18 protein-coding genes, 3 pseudogenes and 1 riboswitch are annotated in these 21,615 nt (G+C 71.1%); of the genes and pseudogenes, 7 read left to right on the forward strand and 14 right to left on the reverse strand.

All coding sequences use genetic code 11. The annotated features are described in order from the left end of the window. Positions 1-37: 37 nt before the first annotated feature. On the reverse strand, positions 38-556 hold the full coding sequence (locus tag ACFVWD_RS19430) for a CGNR zinc finger domain-containing protein (protein WP_389597543.1): 519 nt from the start codon (positions 554-556) through the stop codon (positions 38-40). Positions 557-582: 26 nt separating this feature from the next. On the opposite strand from ACFVWD_RS19430, the gene ACFVWD_RS19435 reads away from it, so the two are divergent. Continuing rightward, complete coding sequence (locus ACFVWD_RS19435) at positions 583-1,098, forward strand: GNAT family N-acetyltransferase (RefSeq protein WP_389597545.1); 516 nt, start codon at positions 583-585, stop codon at positions 1,096-1,098. 171 nt (positions 1,099-1,269) lie between these two features. On the opposite strand, the gene metE is transcribed toward ACFVWD_RS19435, so the two are convergent. From metE to ACFVWD_RS19450, 3 genes and pseudogenes are all read right to left on the reverse strand, one after another. Next, on the reverse strand, positions 1,270-3,588 hold the full coding sequence (gene metE / locus ACFVWD_RS19440) for a 5-methyltetrahydropteroyltriglutamate--homocysteine S-methyltransferase (RefSeq protein WP_389597547.1): 2,319 nt from the start codon (positions 3,586-3,588) through the stop codon (positions 1,270-1,272). Positions 3,589-3,751: 163 nt separating this feature from the next. Further along, positions 3,752-3,975: riboswitch (cobalamin riboswitch) on the reverse strand. Positions 3,976-4,075: 100 nt separating this feature from the next. Beyond that, positions 4,076-4,301: pseudogene (locus tag ACFVWD_RS19445) on the reverse strand (3-hydroxyacyl-CoA dehydrogenase NAD-binding domain-containing protein); the annotation flags it as partial. 229 nt (positions 4,302-4,530) lie between these two features. After that, positions 4,531-5,230 (reverse strand): annotated as a pseudogene (locus ACFVWD_RS19450) (isocitrate lyase); the annotation flags it as partial. Position 5,231: 1 nt separating this feature from the next. Between ACFVWD_RS19450 and ACFVWD_RS19455 the strand changes: the two are divergent. Continuing rightward, a pseudogene (locus tag ACFVWD_RS19455) lies at positions 5,232-5,369 on the forward strand (RidA family protein); the annotation flags it as partial. A 135-nt stretch (positions 5,370-5,504) separates the two neighbouring features. After that, positions 5,505-5,867 carry a hypothetical protein gene (locus tag ACFVWD_RS19460; protein ID WP_389597548.1) on the forward strand — a complete coding sequence of 121 codons (363 nt, stop codon included), beginning with the start codon at positions 5,505-5,507 and terminating at the stop codon, positions 5,865-5,867. 146 nt (positions 5,868-6,013) lie between these two features. Here ACFVWD_RS19460 and rocD read toward each other — a convergent pair whose 3' ends face one another. From rocD to ACFVWD_RS19475, 3 genes are all read right to left on the reverse strand, one after another. Continuing rightward, complete coding sequence (rocD, locus tag ACFVWD_RS19465) at positions 6,014-7,264, reverse strand: ornithine--oxo-acid transaminase (protein ID WP_389597549.1); 1,251 nt, start codon at positions 7,262-7,264, stop codon at positions 6,014-6,016. Next, on the reverse strand, positions 7,261-8,082 hold the full coding sequence (gene ddaH / locus ACFVWD_RS19470) for a dimethylargininase (RefSeq protein WP_389597551.1): 822 nt from the start codon (positions 8,080-8,082) through the stop codon (positions 7,261-7,263). Before ddaH ends, rocD begins: the two co-directional genes overlap by 4 nt. A 123-nt stretch (positions 8,083-8,205) precedes the next feature. After that, positions 8,206-8,718, reverse strand: coding sequence for an Lrp/AsnC family transcriptional regulator (locus tag ACFVWD_RS19475; RefSeq protein ID WP_266580697.1), 513 nt, complete (start codon positions 8,716-8,718; stop codon positions 8,206-8,208). Between the two features lie 119 nt (positions 8,719-8,837). On the opposite strand from ACFVWD_RS19475, the gene ACFVWD_RS19480 reads away from it, so the two are divergent. The 4 genes from ACFVWD_RS19480 (at position 8,838) to ACFVWD_RS19495 (ending at position 13,044) form a co-directional block, all read left to right on the forward strand. Then, positions 8,838-9,593, forward strand: coding sequence for a LytR/AlgR family response regulator transcription factor (locus ACFVWD_RS19480; RefSeq protein WP_389597553.1), 756 nt, complete (start codon positions 8,838-8,840; stop codon positions 9,591-9,593). Between the two features lie 13 nt (positions 9,594-9,606). After that, positions 9,607-9,966: a hypothetical protein gene (locus tag ACFVWD_RS19485; protein WP_389597555.1), complete on the forward strand. Its 360-nt coding sequence runs from the start codon at positions 9,607-9,609 to the stop codon at positions 9,964-9,966. 66 nt (positions 9,967-10,032) lie between these two features. Next, positions 10,033-11,778, forward strand: coding sequence for a cation acetate symporter (locus ACFVWD_RS19490; RefSeq protein ID WP_389597557.1), 1,746 nt, complete (start codon positions 10,033-10,035; stop codon positions 11,776-11,778). A 60-nt stretch (positions 11,779-11,838) separates the two neighbouring features. Continuing rightward, a complete protein-coding gene (locus ACFVWD_RS19495; protein WP_168506672.1) occupies positions 11,839-13,044 on the forward strand; it encodes a sensor histidine kinase in 1,206 nt (401 codons plus the stop codon). A 16-nt stretch (positions 13,045-13,060) separates the two neighbouring features. Here ACFVWD_RS19495 and ACFVWD_RS19500 read toward each other — a convergent pair whose 3' ends face one another. The 7 genes from ACFVWD_RS19500 to ACFVWD_RS19530 form a co-directional block, all read right to left on the reverse strand. After that, positions 13,061-13,219: a hypothetical protein gene (locus ACFVWD_RS19500; protein ID WP_167552139.1), complete on the reverse strand. Its 159-nt coding sequence runs from the start codon at positions 13,217-13,219 to the stop codon at positions 13,061-13,063. Between the two features lie 95 nt (positions 13,220-13,314). Then, positions 13,315-15,540: a protein kinase gene (locus ACFVWD_RS19505; RefSeq protein WP_389597559.1), complete on the reverse strand. Its 2,226-nt coding sequence runs from the start codon at positions 15,538-15,540 to the stop codon at positions 13,315-13,317. A 36-nt stretch (positions 15,541-15,576) separates the two neighbouring features. Beyond that, positions 15,577-17,079 (reverse strand): DUF6777 domain-containing protein, encoded by a 1,503-nt coding sequence (locus ACFVWD_RS19510; RefSeq protein WP_389597625.1) that lies wholly within the window; start codon positions 17,077-17,079, stop codon positions 15,577-15,579. Positions 17,080-17,282: 203 nt separating this feature from the next. After that, positions 17,283-18,236 (reverse strand): cytochrome c oxidase assembly protein, encoded by a 954-nt coding sequence (locus ACFVWD_RS19515; RefSeq protein WP_389597561.1) that lies wholly within the window; start codon positions 18,234-18,236, stop codon positions 17,283-17,285. 103 nt (positions 18,237-18,339) lie between these two features. Then, entirely contained in the window at positions 18,340-19,365 is a 1,026-nt protein-coding gene (locus ACFVWD_RS19520) for a 6-phosphofructokinase (protein ID WP_389597563.1), read from the reverse strand. Between the two features lie 259 nt (positions 19,366-19,624). Next, positions 19,625-20,353, reverse strand: a complete 729-nt coding sequence (locus ACFVWD_RS19525) for a type 1 glutamine amidotransferase (protein WP_054228955.1) — start codon at positions 20,351-20,353, stop codon at positions 19,625-19,627. Between the two features lie 22 nt (positions 20,354-20,375). Continuing rightward, positions 20,376-21,614, reverse strand: coding sequence for a MurT ligase domain-containing protein (locus tag ACFVWD_RS19530; RefSeq protein ID WP_054228954.1), 1,239 nt, complete (start codon positions 21,612-21,614; stop codon positions 20,376-20,378). Between the last annotated feature and the right edge of the window lies 1 nt (position 21,615).

Here is a 21,615-nt window from a genome sequence, read left to right on the forward strand (position 1 = left end):
CTGGCCACGCGGGGGATAGGGGCCCTCGTGACGCACGTCAGACGCCGCGTGCCCGGTGGCGGCGTACCGCGTCGCGGTTGGCGCAGCGTGGGGAGCAGTACCGCTGGCGTCCGGTGCGGGAGGTGTCGGCGAAGATCGTGGTGCACTCGCTCACGGCGCAGCGTCCGAGGCGGTGCATGCCCCGTCCGGTCAGGTGTAGTGCGGTACCCACGGCGATGAGTGAGAACAGTACGGAGCCGAGTGCCTGCCGGTCGTCGCGGAAGTGCAGGTGCCAGCCGCTGCCGGCGTGGTCGGTCATCCGCGGGTGGGCGGCGGCCGCCCCCAGCATCCGGTTGAGCAGCTCGGCGCGTTCGTGTTCGTCGGTGGCATCGACGACCTTCTCCCACGCCGCCAGCGCGTCCTGGGTGCGGTCGAGGTCTTGGAGGGTGACCGGGTTCTCCAGCACCAGCCCGGCGGCGCGGCAGCGGTCCGCGAGCTCCTCGGCGCCGGCCGGGCGCCGGTTGGCCAGATCGGCGGCCAGGTTCACGGCATCCTCGCCGTAAGGGTTGAGGTGCATAAGGCTATTACATCAGTCTGGTCGGCATGGGACAACGCGAAGGAAACGGGTCGGCCGTGCGGCAGGCGGTGGAGTACGACCTGGTGGAGCTCGTACGTCTGCGGGCCCTGCTGTTCGAGAACCTCGGCGGTCACTTCTTCGACCCCGCGGCGGCGGACGACGACTGGCTGGACGCCCTGGCCGTGGTGCTGAAGGAACAGCTGACCGCGGATGCCGTGCGGATCCTCGTGGTGGACGGTGACGGCGACGGCGACGGCGACGGCGACCGTGGCCTGGCCGCCTGTGGGATCGCCACGATCGAGCAGCGGTTGCCCGGCCCGCACCTGCGCAACGGCCGGATCGGGCACGTGATCGGCGTGATCACCGACCCGTCGTACCGGCGCCGCGGGCACAGCCGCTCGATCATGCGGGGCCTGCTCGACTGGTTCGGGGAACGTGAGGTCGCCCGAGTGGACCTGTACGCCTCTACCGAGGGCGAACCGCTGTACCGCGAACTCGGCTTCACCAACCACCCCGACCCCGCGCTGTACTGGCGGCCGTGAGCCACCGGCCTCCATGGGGGCGCGGGGCTTGTGGTGTGGTGGGTCACCGGCGGGGCGGGGGAGCGGGGGGGGGGGAGACCCGGCCCCCCCGGACGGCGGAGGGCGCGGACAGCGCCCGGGGGGGCGGGCCGGGAGAGCGCTGGGCGTGCTCTCCCGGCCCGCCGTACGGGCTCAGGACGCGGACAGCTCCGTGCGGACCGTCCGGGCCGCGGTGACCAGGTTCTCCAGCGAGGCGCGGGTCTCGGGCCAGGCGCGGGTCTTCAGGCCGCAGTCGGGGTTGACCCACAGCCGCTCGGCGGGGATGGCCTCAAGCCCCTTGCGCAGCAGCGCCGCCGCCTCGTCCGCGCCGGGTACACGCGGGGAGTGGATGTCGTACACGCCGGGTCCGGCCTCGCGCGGGTAGCCGTGTTCGGCGAGTTCGCGGGCGACCTGCATGTGGGAGCGGGCGGCCTCGAGGCTGATGACGTCGGCGTCGAGATCGTCGATGGCCTGGACGATGTCGCCGAACTCGGCGTAGCACATGTGGGTGTGGATCTGGGTGTCCGGGCGTACGCCCGCGGTGGTGAGGCGGAACGCCTCGGTGGCCCACGCCAGATACTCCGGACGGTCGCCGGCGCGCAGTGGCAGGGTCTCGCGCAGCGCGGGTTCGTCCACCTGGATGACCGAAGTCCCGGCCGCCTCAAGGTCGTTCACCTCGTCGCGCAGGGCGAGGGCGACCTGTCGGGCGGTGTCGGCGAGGGGCTGGTCGTCGCGGACGAAGGACCAGGCGAGCATGGTGACAGGGCCGGTGAGCATGCCCTTGACCGGCTTGGTGGTGAGGGACTGGGCGTACGTCGTCCAGCGCACGGTCATCGGTTCCGGGCGGGAGATGTCGCCGGCCAGGATCGGCGGGCGTACGCAACGGGTGCCGTAGGACTGGACCCAGCCGTGCTGTGTGGCGAGGCAGCCGGTGAGCTGTTCGGCGAAGTACTGGACCATGTCGTTGCGTTCGGCCTCGCCGTGCACGAGGACGTCGAGGCCGGTCTTCTCCTGGAAGGAGATCACTTCGCCGATCTCGGCCCTGATGCGCTCCTCGTACCCGGCGGCGTCGATCCGTCCCGCGCGCAAGTCGGCCCGCGCGGTGCGCAGTTCGGTGGTCTGGGGGAAGGAGCCGATGGTGGTGGTCGGCAGCAGGGGCAGACGCAGGTGGGTGCGCTGGGCGGCGGCCCGTTCGGGGTAGGGCTGGGAGCGGTGGGCGTCGGCGTCCGTGACGGCGGCGGTGCGGACGCGTACCGCCGGGTCGTGGGTGAGCGCCGAGCCGGCGCGGGAGGCCAGGTCGGCGCGGTTGGCGGCGAGTTCGGCCGCGATGGTGTCGGTGCCGCCCCCGAGGCCCTTGGCGAGGGTGACGATCTCGGCGGTCTTCTGGCGGGCGAAGGCGAGCCAGCGCAGGATCTGCGGCTCGATGTCGCGTTCGGCGGTGGCGTCGAGCGGGACGTGCAGCAGCGAGCAGGAGGCGGCCACGTCGACCCGGTCGGCGAGTCCGAGCAGGGTGCCGAGGGTGGTGAGGGACTTCTCCAGGTCGTTGACCCAGATGTTGCGCCCGTTGACGACACCGGCGATCAGACGCTTGCCGGGCAGTCCGCCCACGGCGGCGAGCGCGTCCAGGTTGGCGGCGGCGGCCTCGGTGAAGTCGAGTGCCAGGCCCTCCACCGGAGCCTTGGCGAGCACGGGCAGCGCGTCACCGAGCCGGTCGAAGTACGAGGCGGCCAACAGCTTCGGGCGCTCGGTGAGCCCTCCCAGGTCGCGGTAGGCGCGCGCGGCGGCGTTCAGCTCGGCGGGCGTACGGTCCTGGACCAGGGCCGGTTCGTCGAGTTGCACCCACTCGGCGCCGGCCGTGCGCAGGTCGGCGAGGACTTCGGCGTACACGGGCAGCAGTCGGTCGAGGAGCGTCAGCGGGTCGAAGTCCGCGGCGACGCCCGGCGCGGGCTTGGCGAGCAGCAGGTAGGTGACGGGGCCGACGAGAACGGGGCGGGCGGTGAGGCCGAGGGCGAGGGCTTGGCCCAACTCGGCGACCTGCTTGGCGGAGTCGGCCGTGAAGACGGTGTTCGGACCCAACTCGGGCACCAGGTAGTGGTAGTTGGTGTCGAACCACTTCGTCATCTCTAGCGGCGCCGCGTCCTGGGTGCCGCGCGCCATCGCGAAGTAGCCGTCCAACGCGTTGGCCTCGACGGCGGCGCGATGGCGTTCGGGGATCGCGCCGACCATGACGCTGGTGTCCAGGACGTGGTCGTAGTACGAGAAGTCGCCGGTGGGTACCTCGTGGATGCCGGCCTCGGCCAGCTGCCGCCAGTTGGTGCGGCACAGTTCGGTGGCGGTGGCCCGGAGGGCATCGGCGTCGACGCGGCCCTTCCAGTAGCCCTCGATCGCCTTCTTCAGCTCCCGGTTCTGGCCCTGGCGGGGGTAGCCGTACACGGTGGCCCGTGCTGCCGCGGCTGCGGACTTCGCTGTCACGGAAATCTCCTTCGCGAGATATCTCCCTGGGATCCCGGGACGGGAGGAGGGCGCGAAGGGGTGACGAACCGGACGGAAACAACCTGACGCGGCACTGCGCGGTCGTCCGTCCGATATGTACGCCGACCCGCCCACGAGGTCACCGGGATGTCCGCGCACGAGGGGTCGCGCGCGGGCAATGGGCAGGTCTTCGGACTCGCGGGCACGTCCTCCGTACGGAGGACACCTAGTGACCGTCGCTTCCCAGGTCCTGTTCACCGGACCCAGTGCGTATGACGGCGGTCGTTCCCACTCACCGCTGCGGGGCAGTCCCGGATTCCCACCGGGTTCCCTCTTGCGACGCATCCCGCCTGGCGGACGGGGCGAACCAGTTGCACAGACCAGCCTATGGGGCACTCACCCGGCGCGGCGGATCAGGTCCGGCATCCGGACGGTGAGCCGGGACACGCGGTCCGGGTCCCTCGGCCCGGGCGCCAGGATGCTCACGCACGGGGTTGAAGAAGTGCCAGGCCGAGGACGTGGTCGGCGCGGTGGGTCGCCATGCCGAGGCGCATGACGGGCAGGGAGGAGGTGTTGCTCGCCAGGACCGCGTCCGGAGCCTCGACGATCTTGTCCGGTGCGGTGAAGATCTCGGTCTTCGCCTCGGCTTTCTCCACGACGGCCTCGACGACGAGCTGCCGGTCGGCCAGGTCTTCGAGGCTGCCGGAGAAGGTCGACGTCCGGCGAAGGCGCCGGCGAGTCGGCCGACGAAGTCCAGGGCGGCGGGGGTGAGGATCTCGTCGTGGCGGTCGTCCGGTGCCGCGAGGACGCGGACGTGGCGGGTCGGTGCGCTGGTGGACATCAGGTTCTCCTGGTCGGGGGAGCGGAGCGGGAGCCGGGCGGGGACGGTCGCCCGGCTCCCGCTCGGTCAGGGGCCGGTACGCACGGGCGACCGCGGTCGGTCTAGTGGAACTGCTCCTCATCCGTGGACCCGGCCAGTGCGGTGGTGGAGGAGGCCGGGTTGACGGCGGTGGAGACGAGGTCGAAGTAGCCGGTACCGACCTCGCGTTGGTGCCTGACGGCGGTGAAGCCGTGCTTCTGCGCGGCGAACTCCCGCTCCTGGAGATCGACATAGGCGGTCATTTCCGTGATCGGCGTAGCGACGCGACAGGTCGAACATGCCGTGGTTGAGGGAGTGGAACCCGGCCAGCGTGATGAACTGGAAGCGATAGCCCATCGCCCCCAACTCCCGCTGGAACTTGGCGATCTGGTCGTCGTCCAGAGCGGCCTTCCAGTTGAAGGACGGCGAGCAGTTGTAGGCGAGCATCCGGCCCGGATACCGGGCGTGGACGGCCTCGGCGAACTCGCGGGCCTGTGCCAGGTCGGGAGTGCCGGTCTCGACCCAGATCAGGTCGGCGTACGGGGCGTAGGCGAGGCCGCGGGCGATGACCGGCGCCATCCCGCCCCGCACGCGGTAGAAGCCCTCCGGCATGCGCTCGCCGGTGACGAACTCGGCGTCGCGCTCATCCACATCGCTGGTGAGCAGAGTGGCGGCCAGCGCGTCGGTGCGCGCGATGACGAGTGTCGGCACGTCGGCGATGTCGGCCGCGAGCCGGACCGCGTTGAGGGTGCGGATGTGCTGCGAGGTGGGCACGAGGACCTTGCTGTTCCTGGAGGGAGTCGCCCGGGCCTCCGCAGAGCTGGGGATCACCCCGATGGCGCCGGGCACGCTGATCGGCGTGGCGGCACTGGACGTCCCGGACCATCTGGTGGAGGTCGAAGCCACCGCGGTCATCGACTGATCAGCCCCTGAACAGCGCCGTATGCTCCATATGGATGGCGGAATCGAGGTTCTGCGGCTGCCGGCCGGCCGGATCCAGGCTCACCCGGTCCATAGCCGCACAAGGTCCGGGGCCGACCGGTCCAGGAGCGAAACCATGGAGAGGTTGCCCGTCATGACCGAGCCCGAGCTGTCTGCGTTGCGGGAACGCGCCGAGCGCGGCGATGCCTCCGCGACCGACGAGCTGATCGAACTCGCCACCGAACTCGGCGATCTGAACGAACTGCGCCGCCTCGCGGATGCGGGCAACCCCACCGCGACCGACGAGCTCATCCAACTCGCCGCAGAACAAGGCGACCTCGAAGAACTGCGCAGCCTCTCGGACCGCGGCAACGCCACGGCCACCGACCAGCTGATCGAACTCGCCACCGAGCAGGACAACATGGACGAGCTGCGACGCCTCGCCGACCGGGGCAACACGACAGCGGCCGAGCAACTCGCGGAGCTCACCGCCGAGTGATCGCCTGACTGCGCTCCTCAACGGGTCGATGGCAGAGCGGCGCGGGCGCCTGCCCGGTGTTCGGGGGCAGGCGCCCGTCGGCGGTGCGGCCGGGCGATGGGAGCGCGGCGTGCCCACCAAGGCGCCGGCAGCTGCCGGCGCCCGTGTCAGACCCCCTGTGTCAGCACCTTCTCCAAGGCGCCCAGGGCGGACTGGAGTTCCTCGCCGGTGATGGTCAGCGGCGGGGCCAGTCGGATCGTCGATCCGTGGGTGTCCTTGACCAGAACTCCCTCGCGCATCAGGCCCTCGCTGATCTCGCGCCCGGTGCCGATGGCCGGGTCGATGTCGACGCCCGCCCACAGCCCGCGGGAGCGGAAGCCCTCCACGCCCCGGCCCACGAGCGCCGTCAGACCGCCCCGCAGGACCACGCCCAACTCGGCCGCCCTGCTCTGGTATTCACCGGTCTCCAGGAGTCCGACGACCGCGGAGCCGACCGCCGCGGCCAGCGGATTGCCGCCGAAGGTCGAGCCGTGCTCACCGGGCCGCAGCACCCCGAGCACGTCCCGGCGGCCGACCACCGCCGACACCGGCACGATGCCGCCGCCGAGTGCCTTGCCCAGGAGGAGCAGGTCGGGGACGACCTCCTCGTGTTCCACGGCGAGCGTGGTGCCGGTGCGGCCCAGGCCGGACTGGATCTCGTCCGCGATGAACAGACACCCGGCGCGCCGGGTCAGCTCCCGGACACCGGTCAGGTAACCGTCGTCCGGGATGACGACGCCCGCCTCGCCCTGGATGGGCTCGATCAGCACGGCCGCGGTCGTCTCGTCGACGGCCGCTTCCAGCGCGGCGAGGTCGTTGTACGGGACGACGCGGAAGCCCGGGGTGAAGGGCCCGAAGCCGGCGCGGGCCGTCTCGTCCGTCGAGAAGCTCACGATCGTCGTCGTACGGCCGTGGAAGTTGTCCGCGGCCACCACGATCGTCGCCCGGTCCGGTGCGACGCCCTTCACCTCGTACGCCCACTTTCGGGCCACCTTGATGGCGCTCTCCACCGCCTCCGCGCCCGTGTTCATCGGCAGGACCATGTCCTGGCCGGTCAACTCGGCCAGCGACTCGGCGAACTGGGCCAGCCGGTCGTTGTGGAAGGCGCGCGAGGTGAGCGTCAGCCGGTCCAGCTGACGGTGGGCCGCGTCGATCAGCACCGGGTTGCGGTGACCGAAGTTGAGGGCCGAGTAGCCCGCCAGCATGTCGAGGTAGCGGCGCCCCTCGACGTCCTCGACCCAGGTGCCCTCGGCGTGGGCGACGACCACGGGAAGCGGGTGGTAGTTGTGCGCGAGGACGGGCTCCTCGGCGCGGATCAGGTCGGCGGAGGAGCGCGGACCGGCGGCGGAGGACGCGAGGGTACGGGCGGGAGCGGTCATGAGCGGATCTCCTGGGTGCAGCACTTGATGCCACCGCCGGCCTTGTGGAACTCGGAGAGGTCGACGGGGACGGGGACGTAGTCGTGGCGGGCGAGCCGGTCGGCGAGGGCCTCGGCGCGCGGCGCGATGAAGACGTGACGGCCGTCGGAGACGGAGTTCAGGCCGAAGGTGTACGCGTCCTCACGGGTCGCGAGCACCGCGTCCGGGAAGAGCCGGGCCAGAACCTCGCGACTGCCGGGCGAGAACGCCTCCGGGTAGTACGCGATGTTCGCCTCGGGCCCGTCGTCCAGGACGAAGAGCGCCGTGTCCAGATGGTAGAAGCGCGGGTCCACCAGTTGGAGGCTGACCACCGGGACGCCGAAGAACTCCTGCACCTCGCGGTGCGCCTCGGGGGTCGTCCGGAATCCGGTGCCGGCCAGTACGTACCGGCCCACCGGGACGAGGTCGCCCTCGCCCTCACAGACGGATTCGGGACGGTAGACGTCGAAACCGGCCGCCTTGAACCAGGTCTCGTACGCGGTGGACTCGGGGCGGCGCTGCGGCGCGTGGAAGTACGAGCCGAAGACCCGGCCAGCCAGGACGAGCGCGGAGTTCGCCGCGAACACCATGTCCGGGAGATCCGCCACGGGCTCCACGGTGTCCACGGTGTGGCCGTGGGCCCGGTAGGCGCTGATCAGCGCCGCCCACTGGGCACGGGCCAGATCGACGTCCACTTGGGCGTCGGGATGCATCCAGGGATTGATCGCGTACTGCACGGCGAAGTGTCTGGGTTCACAGACGAGAAAGCGCCGAGGGCGCGGCACACGGCTGTCAGGCACAGAGAGGTTCCTCCGCTTCCTGCGGTGTCGACGGGGGGTGCCTCCAAGGTAGGAAACGGGGGATACGGCCGACAAGCGACAAGAGCTGCGTGTGTGCGCAGCATCGCTGCGTAATCACTCAGGTCAACGCAGGTTTGATGCGTCCTGCGCATCCTGTGGAGCCGCGTGGGTGGCGCCCGCCTCCGGGGCCTCCGGCAACAGATGCGACAGCACCATGTAGCTGATCGTCTTCCGGATGAAGGGCTCGGTGCGAATCCGCTCCAGCACCTCCTCGAAGTGGTCCACGTCCGTGGCGCGCACATGGAGCAGCGCGTCCGCGCCGCCCGTCACGGTCATGGCCGCGGTGATCTCCGGATGGTTGCGGACCACCTCCGCGAGCCGTCGGGGCGGCGCCGCGCCCTCGCAGTACACCTCGACGTACGCCTCCGTGCGCCAGCCGAGCGCCGTCGGCTTCACCGTGGCCGTGAACCCGGTGATCACACCGGTCTCGCGGAGCCGGTCGACACGGCGCTTGACCGCGGTGGCCGACAGTCCGATCGCCGTGCCGATCTCGGCGAAGCTCGTCCGGGCGTTGGCCATCAGGGCCGTGATGATCTTGCGGTCGAGTTCGTCGAACATCGCGGGCTTGCTGTTCATGGCGGCACTGTATCCAGCGACAACGTCCACGCAACCAGCGATAACGTCCGCATGTCCGGCGACGACGGCCACGTCCCGCACATGTCCAGGCATGCCGATCGCTCCTACACTCCACTCTCATGCTGCGCGCGCTCGCCGTCGACGACGAACAACCGTCCCTGGAGGAACTCCTCTACCTCCTGAACACCGATCCCCGGATCTCCAGCGCAGAGGGCGCGAGCGACGCGACCGAGGCGCTGCGCCGGATCAACCGGGCCCTGGAATCCGGACCCGACGGGCCCGAAGCCATCGATGTCGTCTTCCTCGACATCCATATGCCCGGACTCGACGGACTCGACCTCGCCCGGCTGCTCACTGGCTTCGCCTCGCCGCCGCTCGTCGTGTTCGTCACCGCCCACGAGGGCTTCGCCGTCCAGGCCTTCGACCTCAAGGCCGTCGACTACGTCCTCAAGCCGGTACGGCGGGAGCGGCTGGCCGAAGCCGTCCGGCGGGCCGCCCAACTCCAGGACGCCGCACCGCGGATACCCGTCCACGAGCCCGACCCGGACCACATATCCGTCGAACTCGGCGGCGTCACCCGCTTCGTGGCCGTCGAGGACATCACCCACGTCGAAGCGCACGGCGACTACGCACGCCTGCACACCGCCCAGGGCAGCCATCTCGTCCGCATCCCGCTCTCCACCCTGGAGGAACGCTGGCGTTCACGCGGCTTCGTCCGCATCCACCGGCGCCATCTCGTCGCCCTGCGCCACATCGGCGAACTCCGCCTGGACGCGGGCACCGTGAGCGTCCTCGTCGACTCCGTCGAACTCCAGGTCAGCCGTCGGCACGCCCGCGAACTGCGCGATCTGCTGATGCGCCGGACCACGAGCTGAGAGGGGAAACGGCGTGCCGCAGGAGCCGACCGAACGCCGGGTGGTCGTCACGGGAGTGCCCCGGCGCACCCGCCGCACCTCCGGCTACTACCGGCCCAGGACCGAGATCGACGAACAGACCACGCTCGGCCACACTTACGTCCGCTCCCTGATGCGCAGTCAACTCCGCGCGGCGCTGGTGGTGTTCGCCGTGCTCGTCCTGCTGGTCGGGCCGCTTCCCCTGGTCTTCGCCGCGATGCCGGACGGCGCGAGCCTGGAGTGGGCCGTGCTCGGCTTCTGCGTCTACCCGCCCCTGGTCCTGCTCGCCCGCTGGTACGTGCGGCGCGCGGAGCGCAACGAGAAGGACTTCGTGCGCCTGGTCGAAGACCGCTGAGCCGAGAACGAGGACCGCTGAGTAATGGACGATGACTGTTGAGCCGTGAATGAGGACCGCTGAGCCGTGAATCAGAACTACGCCGTCCCCGCCGTCGCCCTCGTCGTCGTGGCGACCGTCCTGGTCGGCGCGTTCGGCCTGCGCATCTCCCGGACCACCTCCGACTTCTACGTCGCCTCACGCACCGTGGGCCCCCGGCTCAACGCGGCCGCGATCAGCGGCGAGTACCTCTCCGCCGCCTCCTTCCTCGGCATCGCGGGCCTCGTCCTCGTCCAGGGCCCCGACATGCTCTGGTACCCCGTCGGCTACACGGCCGGCTATCTCGTACTGCTCCTGTTCGTCGCGGCCCCGCTGCGCCGCTCCGGCGCGTACACCCTGCCCGACTTCGCGGAGGCACGCCTCGGCTCACCGGCCGTGCGACGCCTCGCCGGTGCCTTCGTGGTCGGGGTCGGCTGGCTGTACCTGCTGCCCCAACTACAGGGCGCCGGGCTGACGTTGGCCGTCCTGACCGACGCGCCCGACTGGTTCGGCGGGGTGCTCGTCGCGGTCGTCGTGGTCGCCACCGTCGCCGCCGGAGGCATGCGCAGCATCACCTTCGTGCAGGCCTTCCAGTACTGGCTCAAACTCACCGCCCTGCTGGTCCCCGCACTCTTCCTGGTCCTCGCCTGGCAGGCCGACGGCGCCCCGCGCCAGGCCTTCTCCGAACCCGCGACCTTCCGCGAGCAGCGCGTCGTCCGCGTCGACGACAGCCTCGACCTGAAGCTCTCGGACCCACTGGGCGTCACGGCCACCGGCACGGTCGACGGCCACCGCCACGACGGCGAGCGGCTCCGACTCCCCGCGGGCGTCCACCACATCGAGCGCGGCACCCGGCTGACCTTCGCCAAGGGCGACCTCGTCCCGGCCGCCGACCGGGGCAGCAACGGCGGCATGTCGACCTCGCTGGCGGCGGGCCGCGAGGAACGCCCGCTGTACGCCACGTACGGACTGATCCTCGCCACCTTCCTCGGCACGATGGGACTGCCGCACGTCGTCGTCCGCTTCTACACCAGCCCGCACGGCGTCGCAGCGCGCCGCACCACGGTCGCCGTCCTCGGCCTGATCGGCGCGTTCTACCTGCTGCCGCCCGTCTACGGGGCGCTCGGCCGCCTGTACGCCCCCGAACTGAGCCTCACCGGGAACGCCGACGCCGCCGTCCTGCTGCTGCCCGACCGCGTGATCGGCGGGCTCGGCGCGGATCTCCTGGGAGCGCTGGTGGCGGGCGGGGCCTTCGCGGCGTTCCTGTCGACCGCGTCCGGACTGACCATGGCGGTGGCCGGGGTGCTCACCCAGGACGTGCTGCCCTCGCGCGGTGTACGCCACTTCCGGCTGGGCACCGTACTCGCCATGGTGGTGCCGCTCGTGGCGAGCGTGATCGTCGGCGGACTGCCGGTCGCCGACGCCGTCGGACTCGCCTTCGCCGTGTCCGCGTCCTCCTTCTGCCCGCTGCTCGTCCTCGGTATCTGGTGGCGGCGGCTGACCCCGCCGGGCGCGGCCGCCGGAATGCTCGTCGGCGGCGGCGCGGCCTTCGTCGCCGTCGCGGCGACCATGGCGGGCTACCCGGGCTCGGGCGCGCTGCACGCACTGCTCGCCTGGCCCGCGCTCTGGTCGGTGCCGCTCGGGTTCCTCACCATGATCCTGGTGTCGCTGGCCACGGCCGGACGGGTGCCCGCCGGGACGGCGGCGATCCTGGCCCGGTTCCACCTGCCGGAAGAACTGGCCGGAGGAGACAGGCGCGCGGACGCCGACGCACGCGGGGCGGTGACGGCGTGAGCGGATCGTCGAGCGGGGCGGTGACGGCGTGAGCGGATCGTCGAGCGGGGCGGTGACGGCGTGAGCGGATTCCTGGCGGGTCTGTGCGTCGCCGTGCTCCCGCTGCTCGCCGCCGGGTTCTGGCTCGGCAGGCGCACCGCGCGGCCCGAGAACCTCGGCGGCCTCGGCACCCCCGTCGAACACGCCACCTTCGAGACCCTGCACACCGCCTCGCTGGCCGCGCCCCCACTGCGCGCGGGTCTCACCGGGGAGACCGCCCGCAAGTCCGCCCGCCGACTGCGCACCCTGCTCGGCACGGACGCCCTGTGCCTCACCGACCAGGACACCGTCCTCGCCTGGGACGGCCTGGGGGAGCACCACCGCACCGAGATCATGGAACGGCTCGGCGGCCCCCTGGAGACCGGCCGCGGCGAGGCCTTCCGGCTGAGGTGCGACGAGCCCGACTGCTCCCTGCGCTGGGCCGTCGTCGCACCGCTCACCGTCGACGACCGCGTCCACGGAGCGCTCGTCGCCTGCGCGCCCCGCGAGTCCGCCGTCCTCGTCCGGGCCGCGGGCGAGGTCGCCCGCTGGGTCTCCGTGCAACTGGAACTCGCCGACCTCGACCAGTCCCGCACCCGTCTGATCGAGGCCGAGATCAAGGCCCTGCGCGCCCAGATATCCCCGCACTTCATCTTCAACTCGCTCGCGGTGATCGCCTCGTTCGTCCGCACCGACCCCGAGCGCGCCCGCGAACTGCTCCTGGAATTCGCCGACTTCACCCGCTACTCGTTCCGCAGGCACGGCGACTTCACCACCCTCGCCGACGAACTGCACGCCATCGACCACTACTTGGCACTGGTCAGAGCCCGCTTCGGCGACCGTCTCTCGGTCACCCTGCAGATCGCCCCCGAGGTACTGCCGGTCGCGCTGCCCTTCCTGTGCCTCCAACCGCTCGTGGAGAACGCCGTCAAACACGGACTGGAGGGCAAGACCGACAAGAGCCACATCAGCATCACCGCCCAGGACGCGGGCGCCGAGGCGCTGGTCGTGATCGAGGACAACGGCACCGGAATGGACCCCGACCGGCTGCGGCGCATCCTCGCCGGGGAGGTGAGCCCCTCCGGCGGCATCGGACTGTCCAACGTCGACGACCGGCTCCGCCAGGTGTACGGGGACGAGTACGGCCTCGTCATCGAGACCGCCGTGGGAGCGGGCATGAAGATCACCGCCCGGCTGCCGAAGTACCAGCCGGGGGTGCACTCGGCGGGACCGCTGCCCAGGGAGTGACAGTGACCCGCGCGCGTCAGGCGCCCCGCGAGGCCACCATCCCGATCGTGAGCAGACCGAGCACCACCCAGCCGAACCACAGCCAGCCGTTGCTGCCGAGCGCCACCGTGTAGGCCGTCACCATGACGAGTCCGCCGACGGTGAGCACCCCCATCGCCTTCGTCGAACCGGGCATCGCACTACACCCTTCTCCCGGCGGGGTCCGCGACGCGGGCCGTGGCCTGCGCCCATTTTCACCCGAAGGGACGAGGTTCGCCAGGGCCGGGTGGGCTACTCGCCTCCGTGCATGAGGGCCTTGTCCAGACGCTCGATGCTGCAGACCACCAGGTAGTACCCCTTCCTCCACAGTCCTGTGCTGCGCAGGCCATGACTCACATAGGTGTCGGCGGGATAGCCGAGTTGCTGCGGCGGGGCGTCGGCCATGCACCGCGCGTTCGCCTGCTCATCGGCCTCCTTCTTGGGCGTCAGGGTGGCGAGGTGCGTGATCCGCAAGACCTGGCCCACATGGTCCTTGTCGCAGGAGACGAGCTCGTAGTGGGTGTATTCGCTCGCGTCCCCGCGGGCATGGCCGAGGCAGTCGCCCTGCTGCATCTGGGTCGCGTCCTCGAACACCATCCCGTACGGGCGGAGGCCACCGAGCCTGCCGTACACCGGACCGTGCTTCCCGACCAGCAGGCATGCGACGTTCCCGCCGGTGGCGTCGAAGCCCTCGCGGGTGGGCACCACGGCCAGGCTCTGGACGTGCCAGGCGAGTTTGTCGGCGGTCGCCTTCGTCCGCTCCGCGCACTGATCCGCTCCGTCGCTGCCGGCCTCCTCGAAGGAGCGGGCCTTGTACAGCTCCATCACCTGCCCGTCGGGGCGCAGCGCTCCGCAGCTCGGATCGAGTTGCAGACGCGGGGTACCCGAGGACGGTGCGGGGGACGGGTCGCTCAGTACGCAGTCGCCTTTCTTGAGGGGTGCGGACAGCCCGACCTGGGCGCCGTACGGGGCTACGGGCGCCTGCGTCCTGCCGTACCGGGCCATGCCCCAGAGCACTCCCGCCGTCAGCGACAGCGCGAGAAGCAGCGCCGCGCCCACCTGGAGAAGCAGCGTCCGCTTGCGGCGCCGCCCACCGGGATCCGGGGCGGGTGCGGCGGGTCCCATATAACCGGGCGGACCGAAAGCGGCGCCGGGCTGCGGGGGCTGCGGGGTCGGCGGACCGAAACCCTGGCCCGGGCGAGGGGCGTACGCGGCCGGGGCACCGGCACGGCTGCCGGCTGCCTGCGCCATGGGTGCGTACGCCGCGTGGTGCGCAGGGGCGGTAAAGGCCTGGGCAGTGGGGACGTACGAACCCGGCGCCGCGAAACCCTGGTCCCGGTCCTGTCCCACCGAGCTCTGCTCCCGGCCGGGGGCGGCCGGCCCCGGATCCCGGGCGGGCGGGGCCAGGCCCTGGCCCCGGGCGGGGGACGGGCTCTGGCCCCGGGCGGGGGACGGGCTCTGGTCGTGTGCGGGCGGCGCGTAGTCGTGGTCCCGGGACAGGCCGCCGGGGGTCCGTCCCGGTGGCGCCGGACCCCCGGGACCGTCGGACGTGACGAGTCCCGCCCACGCCGGCTGCGAGCCGGTGTCGACCTGGGTCGGCGGATGGGGCTCGGGCAGGATGATCCGGGCCAGGGCGGCCGCCGTCCGCTCCGCGGAGATGCGCAGGGCGGGGTCCTTGACCAGCAGCGCGTCGATGATCGGCCCCAGCGCGCCGGCTCGCCGGGACGGCGGCGCCTCCTCCGCGACCACCGCGGCGAGCGCTCCGAGGTGGCTGTCGCGGTCGAAGGGGCCGTGGCCCTCCACACCGAAGTACAGGGTGCAGCCCAGCGAGAACAGGTCGGACGCCGCGGTCGGCTGCCCGCCCTGCGCCCGCTCCGGTGCCAGATAGCCGGCCGTGCCGACCAGGACGGAGGTACGGGTCCAGCGGGTCTCGGGGGAGTCCGGCTGGACCGAGACGCCGTAGTCGGTGAGGAGGATGCGCGCGCCGGGGGTGCCCGCGCGGTCCGGGGCGAGCAGGATGTTGGCCGGTTTGACATCCCGGTGCATGATGCCGCGCTCGTGCCCGGCGGTCAGCGCGTCCAGCACCGCGAGGCCGACGCGGGCGCACTCGTCGGGGGCCAGCGGGCCGCGCCGGGCGAGCCAGGCCCGCAGGTCCTCCGCGCCCGCCACGTACTCCATCACGATCCACGGCAGGCCGTCGTGCTCCAGGACGTCGTGGACCGTCACCACGTGCGGATGGCCACGCAGCACCGCCGCGTGCCGGGCCTCGGCGCGGGCACGCGCGATCCGCGACTCGTGCTCCTCACTCCCTTCCCGGACATCGCGGAACCTGATCTCCTTGAGCGCCACGTCACAGTCGAGCCGCTGGTCGTGGGCGAGCCAGACATGGCCCATCCCGCCGGAGCCGACCTGCTTCAGAAGCACATACCGGCCGTTGATGATCCGGCCCACTCCCGACTGCGCTGATCCTGCTGTCATCCGGTTGCCCCCGGGTTCTGCGTTGCCGTACGCGGGTCAGACCGCGCTCTCGGTGGGCGCACCGGGCGCGGAGTCGCTCGTACCCGGGTCGACCGGGGCGGGCGGTGTGCTCGACACGGGCTTACTCGTCGGCGGCGCGCTGCTGACGGTGGGTTTGGTCGAGGTCGGTTCGTGCGAGGTCGGTTCGGTCGTCGGCACGGTCGGGGCGGTGGCCGAGGGGGTGGTCGGGGCACTGCTCGTCGGTGCGCCGGTCGGAGAGGCGTGCGACGGGGTCGACGTCGTGCCGCCGCCCGTGCCGCCGCTCGTGTCTGTTGGGGTGTCTGTGGGCGTGGCGGGTTTCGTGGGGGTGGAGGTGGCGGTGTCCGTAGGGCCACCCGACCCGGTGCCGCTGTCGGACGGCGAGGCGCTGCCGGACGACGCGCCGCCGGACGAGGGGCCGCCGGACGAGGGGCCGGACGATCCCCCGGACGGTGTCGGCGGGGTCGTCCCGGGATCCGAGCCCGTTCCGTTCGTGCCGTTCGTGCCGTTCGTGCCGCCCGTGCTCGTGCCGGAATCCGATGGCGTGTCCGGGCCACCGCCGCTCTCGGACGGGCTGTCGGACCGCGCCGACAGGACGACCGACGTGCCCCAGGCGACCTGGCTGCCCTCGGTCGGCCGGGACGCCGTCACCTGGGCGTCGTCGGCCGGCAGGGTGTCACCGGCGTACGACATTCCCAGCCCCGTGTCGGTCAGCCGCCGGGTCGCTTCGGCGAAGGTCATGCCGGTGACAGGTGGCACGGCGTGCTTCTGCCCGGTGTTGAAGGACTTGTCCTGGCTGCCGTCGCTGCCCACTGGGCGGGCGATCCCCCGGTCGGGGTTGTGCACGTCGACGAGCTGGAGCTTGTGGATCTCCTGCGCCCCGGGCGGCGGCTCGACCACCACGACGTGGTCCTGCCGGTAGTCGGCCCACTTCTTGTTGCCGTCCTCGAACCGCACGTCGGTCTTCGAGGCCTTTCCCTCGAAGGGGAGCAGCGGATTGCCGCAGGAGCACTTCACCGCGGGCAGTCCCTGTTGGTCGACCAGAATAGCGATTCCGGCCTGCAGCAGCGCGGCGTACGAAACCGCCTTGCCGTTCTTGTAGTCGTGATTCGTCACGAGAGTGTCGTGACGCAGTACGACGGGTGTGAGTTGATCGATATAACTCGGGATCTGATCGGTGCTTATATGCAGGACCCGCGCCCATTCCTGGGCCTTCGCCGAGTTCTTGGGGTCGGTGAGGAATTTCTTCAACTTCGCCACGGCGCAGGTGCCGGGTTTCGTGCTGCCGCCCCACACGCCGGTGCCCGGGCCGGTGCCGGTGCCTGGGGCGGTACTGGGTGCGGGCGCCGGTGAGCCGCTTCCGGCGCTGCCGTCCGGGGCCCCGCCGTACAGTCCGGGGCTGTTACTGGCCTGCACACCACCGCTGGGCCGGGCCTCGGGCAACTGGATGTCCGTGCCGAGCTGTCGGTCCTCCTTGAAGAAGGGGGAGACCGAGGAAACCCCCGCCGCCACGGCCCGCACGACGAACAACTGATCGGATTTGCTGCACCCGCTGACTATCAGTACCGAAACCAGCAGTAGAGCGAGCCTTCGGGCGGCGGAAATCCCCGCCCTTTGCATGGATGTACGAATTGACATGACCGCTCCCCCTGCGGTTTCCCCCGATGTCCCCCCATGCTACTGAACCGAAAAGCCTTTCACGCAAGGTGAATTGCAAAGTTAATTCAGCGGCCGCGTGCGTTGAGTGAGGCCAGATAGGCGTTGTACGCCTCGAGTTCCTTGTCGCCGTCGCGGTCGGCGGCCCGGTCGGTGCGGCGGGCCTGCCGCTTCTCGGAGGCGTACCACTGGAAGAGCAGCGCGATCAGCACGAGGACGGAGGGGATCTCGCTGAACGCCCAGGCGATACCGCCCGCGGCGCTCTGGTCGGCGAGCGCGTCGATGCCGAGCGAGGCGGGCGGGTTCTTGTACGTGTTGACCATCGGCGCGGACGCCATCATCAGCGCGATGCCGAAGAACGCGTGGAACGGCATGCCCGCGAACAGCTCCAGCATCCGCATCAGATAGCCCGGCCGGTGCGGTCCGGGGTCGACGCCCATGATCGGCCAGAAGAAGACCAGGCCGACGGCGAGGAAGTGGCACATCATCGCGATGTGTCCAGTCTTGGAGCCCATCAGGAAGTCGAAGATGGGGGAGAAGTACAGCGCGTACAGGCTCGCGATGAACAGGGGGATCGTGAACGCCGGATGCGTGATGATCCTCATGTAGCGGCTGTGCAGGAACATCAGCAGCAGCTCACGCGGACCCTTGTTGCCTCGCGTGGCGGCCACCGGCAGTGCGCGCAGCGCCAGCGTGATCGGCGCCCCGAGCAGGATCAGGATCGGCGAGAGCATGCTGATCACCATGTGCTGCACCATGTGCACGCTAAACATGACCATGCCGTAGTCGTTCAGCTTGGTGCACATCACGAGCATCACGGTCAGCACGCCGAGTACGAAGGCGATGGTCCGCCCGACCGACCACTTGTCACCGCGCCGCGCGAGCCGCACGACCCCCCAGCCGTACAGGCCGAGTCCCACCAGGCAGGCGACGAGGAAGAACGGGTCCGCGGACCACACGAGCCCCCGCCCCAGCGTGAACGGCGGCAGATCCATGGTCATGCCGTGCCCGCTGTGATCCATCCGCCGGCTCCTGATTCGTACGTTGTGCGCTGTCTGTCCGAACCAGAGTAGAACTGACCCCGGCCACAACTGTGACCGGGGTCAGTGCAGCGCGAACGAACCCTCAGAGCACGCACTCCGCCTCGGCGTACCGCTCGTCGGGAACCGTCTTCAGGCTCTCCACCGCCTCCGCGAGCGAGACCATGACGATGTCGGTCCCCCGCAGCGCGGTCATCTTGCCGAAGTCGCCGCGATGCGCGGCCTCCACCGCATGCCATCCGAACCGCGTCGCCAGCACCCGGTCGTACGCCGTCGGCGTACCGCCCCGCTGGACGTGCCCGAGGATCACCGGCCGGGCCTCCTTGCCGAGGCGCTCCTCCAGCTCCAGGGAGAGCTGCCGGGCGATACCGGCGAAGCGCTCGTGCCCGTAGACGTCCTTGCCGCCCTCGTCGAACTCCATGGTGCCCGGGCGAGGCTTCGCCCCCTCCGCGGCGACCACGATCGCGAACCGCTTGCCCGCCTCGAAGCGCTCGCCGACCCGCGCGGCCAACTCCTCGATGTCGAAGGGGCGTTCGGGGACGACGATGGCGTGCGCGCCCGCGGCCATGCCGGAGTGCAGGGCGATCCAGCCGGTGTGGCGGCCCATGACCTCCACGATCAGTACCCGCTGGTGGGACTCGGCGGTGGTCTTCAGCCGGTCCAGAGCCTCGGTCGCGACGCCGACGGCCGTGTCGAAGCCGAAGGTCACGTCCGTGACGGCGATGTCGTTGTCGATGGTCTTCGGCACGCCGACGATCGGCAGGCCGCCGTCCGAGAGCAGCCGGGCCGCCTTCAGCGTGCCCTCGCCGCCGATCGGGATGATCGCGTCGAGGCCGAGCTCCTCGACATGGCCCTTGGCCCGTTCCACGCCGTCACGCAGCTGCGCGGGCTGGACCCGGGAGGAACCGAGGATCGTGCCGCCGCGAGCCAGGATGCCGCTCACCGCGTCGAGGTCGAGCTTCAGGTAGTCGCACTCCAGAAGCCCCTTCCAGCCGTCCCGGAAGCCGATGACCTCGTCGCCGTGGTCCACGACGGCGCGGTGCACGACGGACCGGATGACGGCGTTCAGGCCGGGGCAGTCGCCGCCGGACGTGAGGACACCAATGCGCATAGCCCGAAATACCTTCTCAACGTGGGCCGGGGACCGGACCACGCTGTCCGGCTGGAATCCCGGTCACCCTACCGGCGGGACGGGGTGGTGCCGTAGCGGGCGTCCGCCTGGTGGACGCGGCCGCACAAGTGAGCGGGCACCCGGTCAGGCGCGCCCGACCTGGGTACACCGTGCCGGATACGCCTAGAGCGCGCTTGAGGTATCCCTCAAGCGCGCCCTGTGGACATCCCGTACCGTTTGTCCGTTGTTGGCCGACCGTTCAGGCGGGCTGCTGCGCCGCGGAGATGCGCTCGCCCCGGAGCGCCTCGTACCAGCGGTCGTCGATCGGCGGCAGCGCGTTCACGTCGAGCGCCAGCTTCAGCAGCAGGTCCGCGATCTGCGGGTTGCGGGCGAGCACGGGCCCGTGCATGTACGTGCCGAACACCGTGTCGTTGTACGCGCCCTCGGTGCCGTCACCGGTGCCGTTGCCCTTGCCGAGCCGCACCTGCGCGAACGGACGCGCGGTGGGGCCGAGGTGGGTGACGCCCTGGTGGTTCTCGAAGCCGGTCAGCTGCGGCAGGCCGAGGCGCGGGTCGATGTCTCCGAGTACGTCGCCGACGCACCGCTCGCCCTCGCCGCGCACCGAGACCACGTCGAGCAGGCCGAGGCCCGGCTCGCGCTGCCCGAGGTCGTTGATGAACTCGTGGCCGAGGATCTGGTAGCCGGCGCAGACCGAGAAGACGATCGCGCCGTTGCCCACCGCGCGGTGCAGACCGCCGTCGCGGCGCAGGCGCTCCGCCGCGAGCCGCTGCGGCCGGTCCTCGCCGCCGCCGATCAGATAGATGTCGCCGGAGGTCGGGATCGGCTGGTCGCTGCGGACGTCGAGACGGGCGACGTCGAGACCGCGCTGGCGGGCCCGGCGCTCCACGACGAGGGCGTTGCCCTGGTCGCCGTAGGTGCTCAGCAGGTCCGGGTAGATCCACACCAGGCGCAGGCTGTTGTCACTCATTCTCTTGGTCCTCCGTGGCTGCTCAGTTGCCGACACGACGCCTCAAATCCTGGAATGCGGTGTAGTTCGCGATGACCTCGATGCGACCGGGCGGGGCGAGCTGCACCGCCTGGTCGAGGTTCTCGCAGACCTGGAAGGACTGGTTGGCGACCTCGAGACGCACGGCGAGGTCGAGCTTGCGGTCGCCGAGCACGAAGATCGGGTGCCCGGTCAGACGGGTGTAGTCGACGTCCCACAGCCAGGAGGTGTCGGTACCGTCGGCGCCCCGCGCGTTCACGGACAGGATGACCGGGGTCGGCGGCGGATCGATCAGGGAGAACGTCTCGAGCCAGCCCGCGGGGTTCTTGGCGAGCAGCAGTCGCAGGTCGCGCTGCATGAACTGCACCACGTCATAGCGTCCGGCGACCGCCTGCACCTGGTACATGCGCTCCAGGGCGACCTGCGGGGGTACCCCGAAGACCGCGGCGACGGCGGCCGACGAGGCGGCGTTCGCCTTGTTGGCCCGGCCGGGCAGCTGGAGGTGGATCGGCCACGCGGAGCCGTGCGGGTCGAGGACGTGGTCCCCGGACAGCGCCCAGGTCGGCGTCGGACGGCGGAAGCCGCAGTCGCCGCAGAACCAGTCGTCGCCGGGGCGCTGCATCACACCGCCGCACGACGGGCAGGACCAGGCGTCGTCCTTCCACATCTGACCGGCCGCCACCCACATGACGTTCGGCGAGGAGGAAGCGGCCCACACGACGAGCGGGTCGTCGGCGTTGGCGACCACGACGGCCTTGGAACCGGCCAGGCCCTCGCGCCAGTGCTCGGCCATCATCCGGGTCTCGGCGGCCCGGTCGAGCTGGTCGCGGGAGAGGTTGAGCAGGGCGATGCACTTCGGGTCGGTGTCGCGGGCGACACCCGCGAGGTACTTCTCGTCGACCTCGATGACCGCGAACTTCGCGTCCGAACCCCCGGCGAGAGCCGAGGTGATACCGGCCGGCATGTTGGCGCCCAGCGCGTTGGACACGACCGGGCCAGCGGCGCGCAGCGCCTCCGCGATCAGCCGGGTGGTCGTGGTCTTGCCGTTGGTCGCCGACACCAGGATCACGTCCAGGTGGGTGGCGAGCCTCGCCAGCAGATCGGGGTCGAGCTTGAGTGCCACCCGGCCGCCGATCACCGATCCGCTGCCGCGTCCGGCGGCCCGCGAGACGGCCGCCGCCGCCTTGCCCGCCGTCACGGCCAGCTTGGCCCGCGGCGTCAGCGGGTCCGAGTTGCCTGACATC

The sequence above is a fragment of the Streptomyces sp. NPDC058086 genome, from assembly GCF_042885015.1.
In the GTDB taxonomy this organism is placed as follows: Bacteria; Actinomycetota; Actinomycetes; order Streptomycetales; family Streptomycetaceae; genus Streptomyces.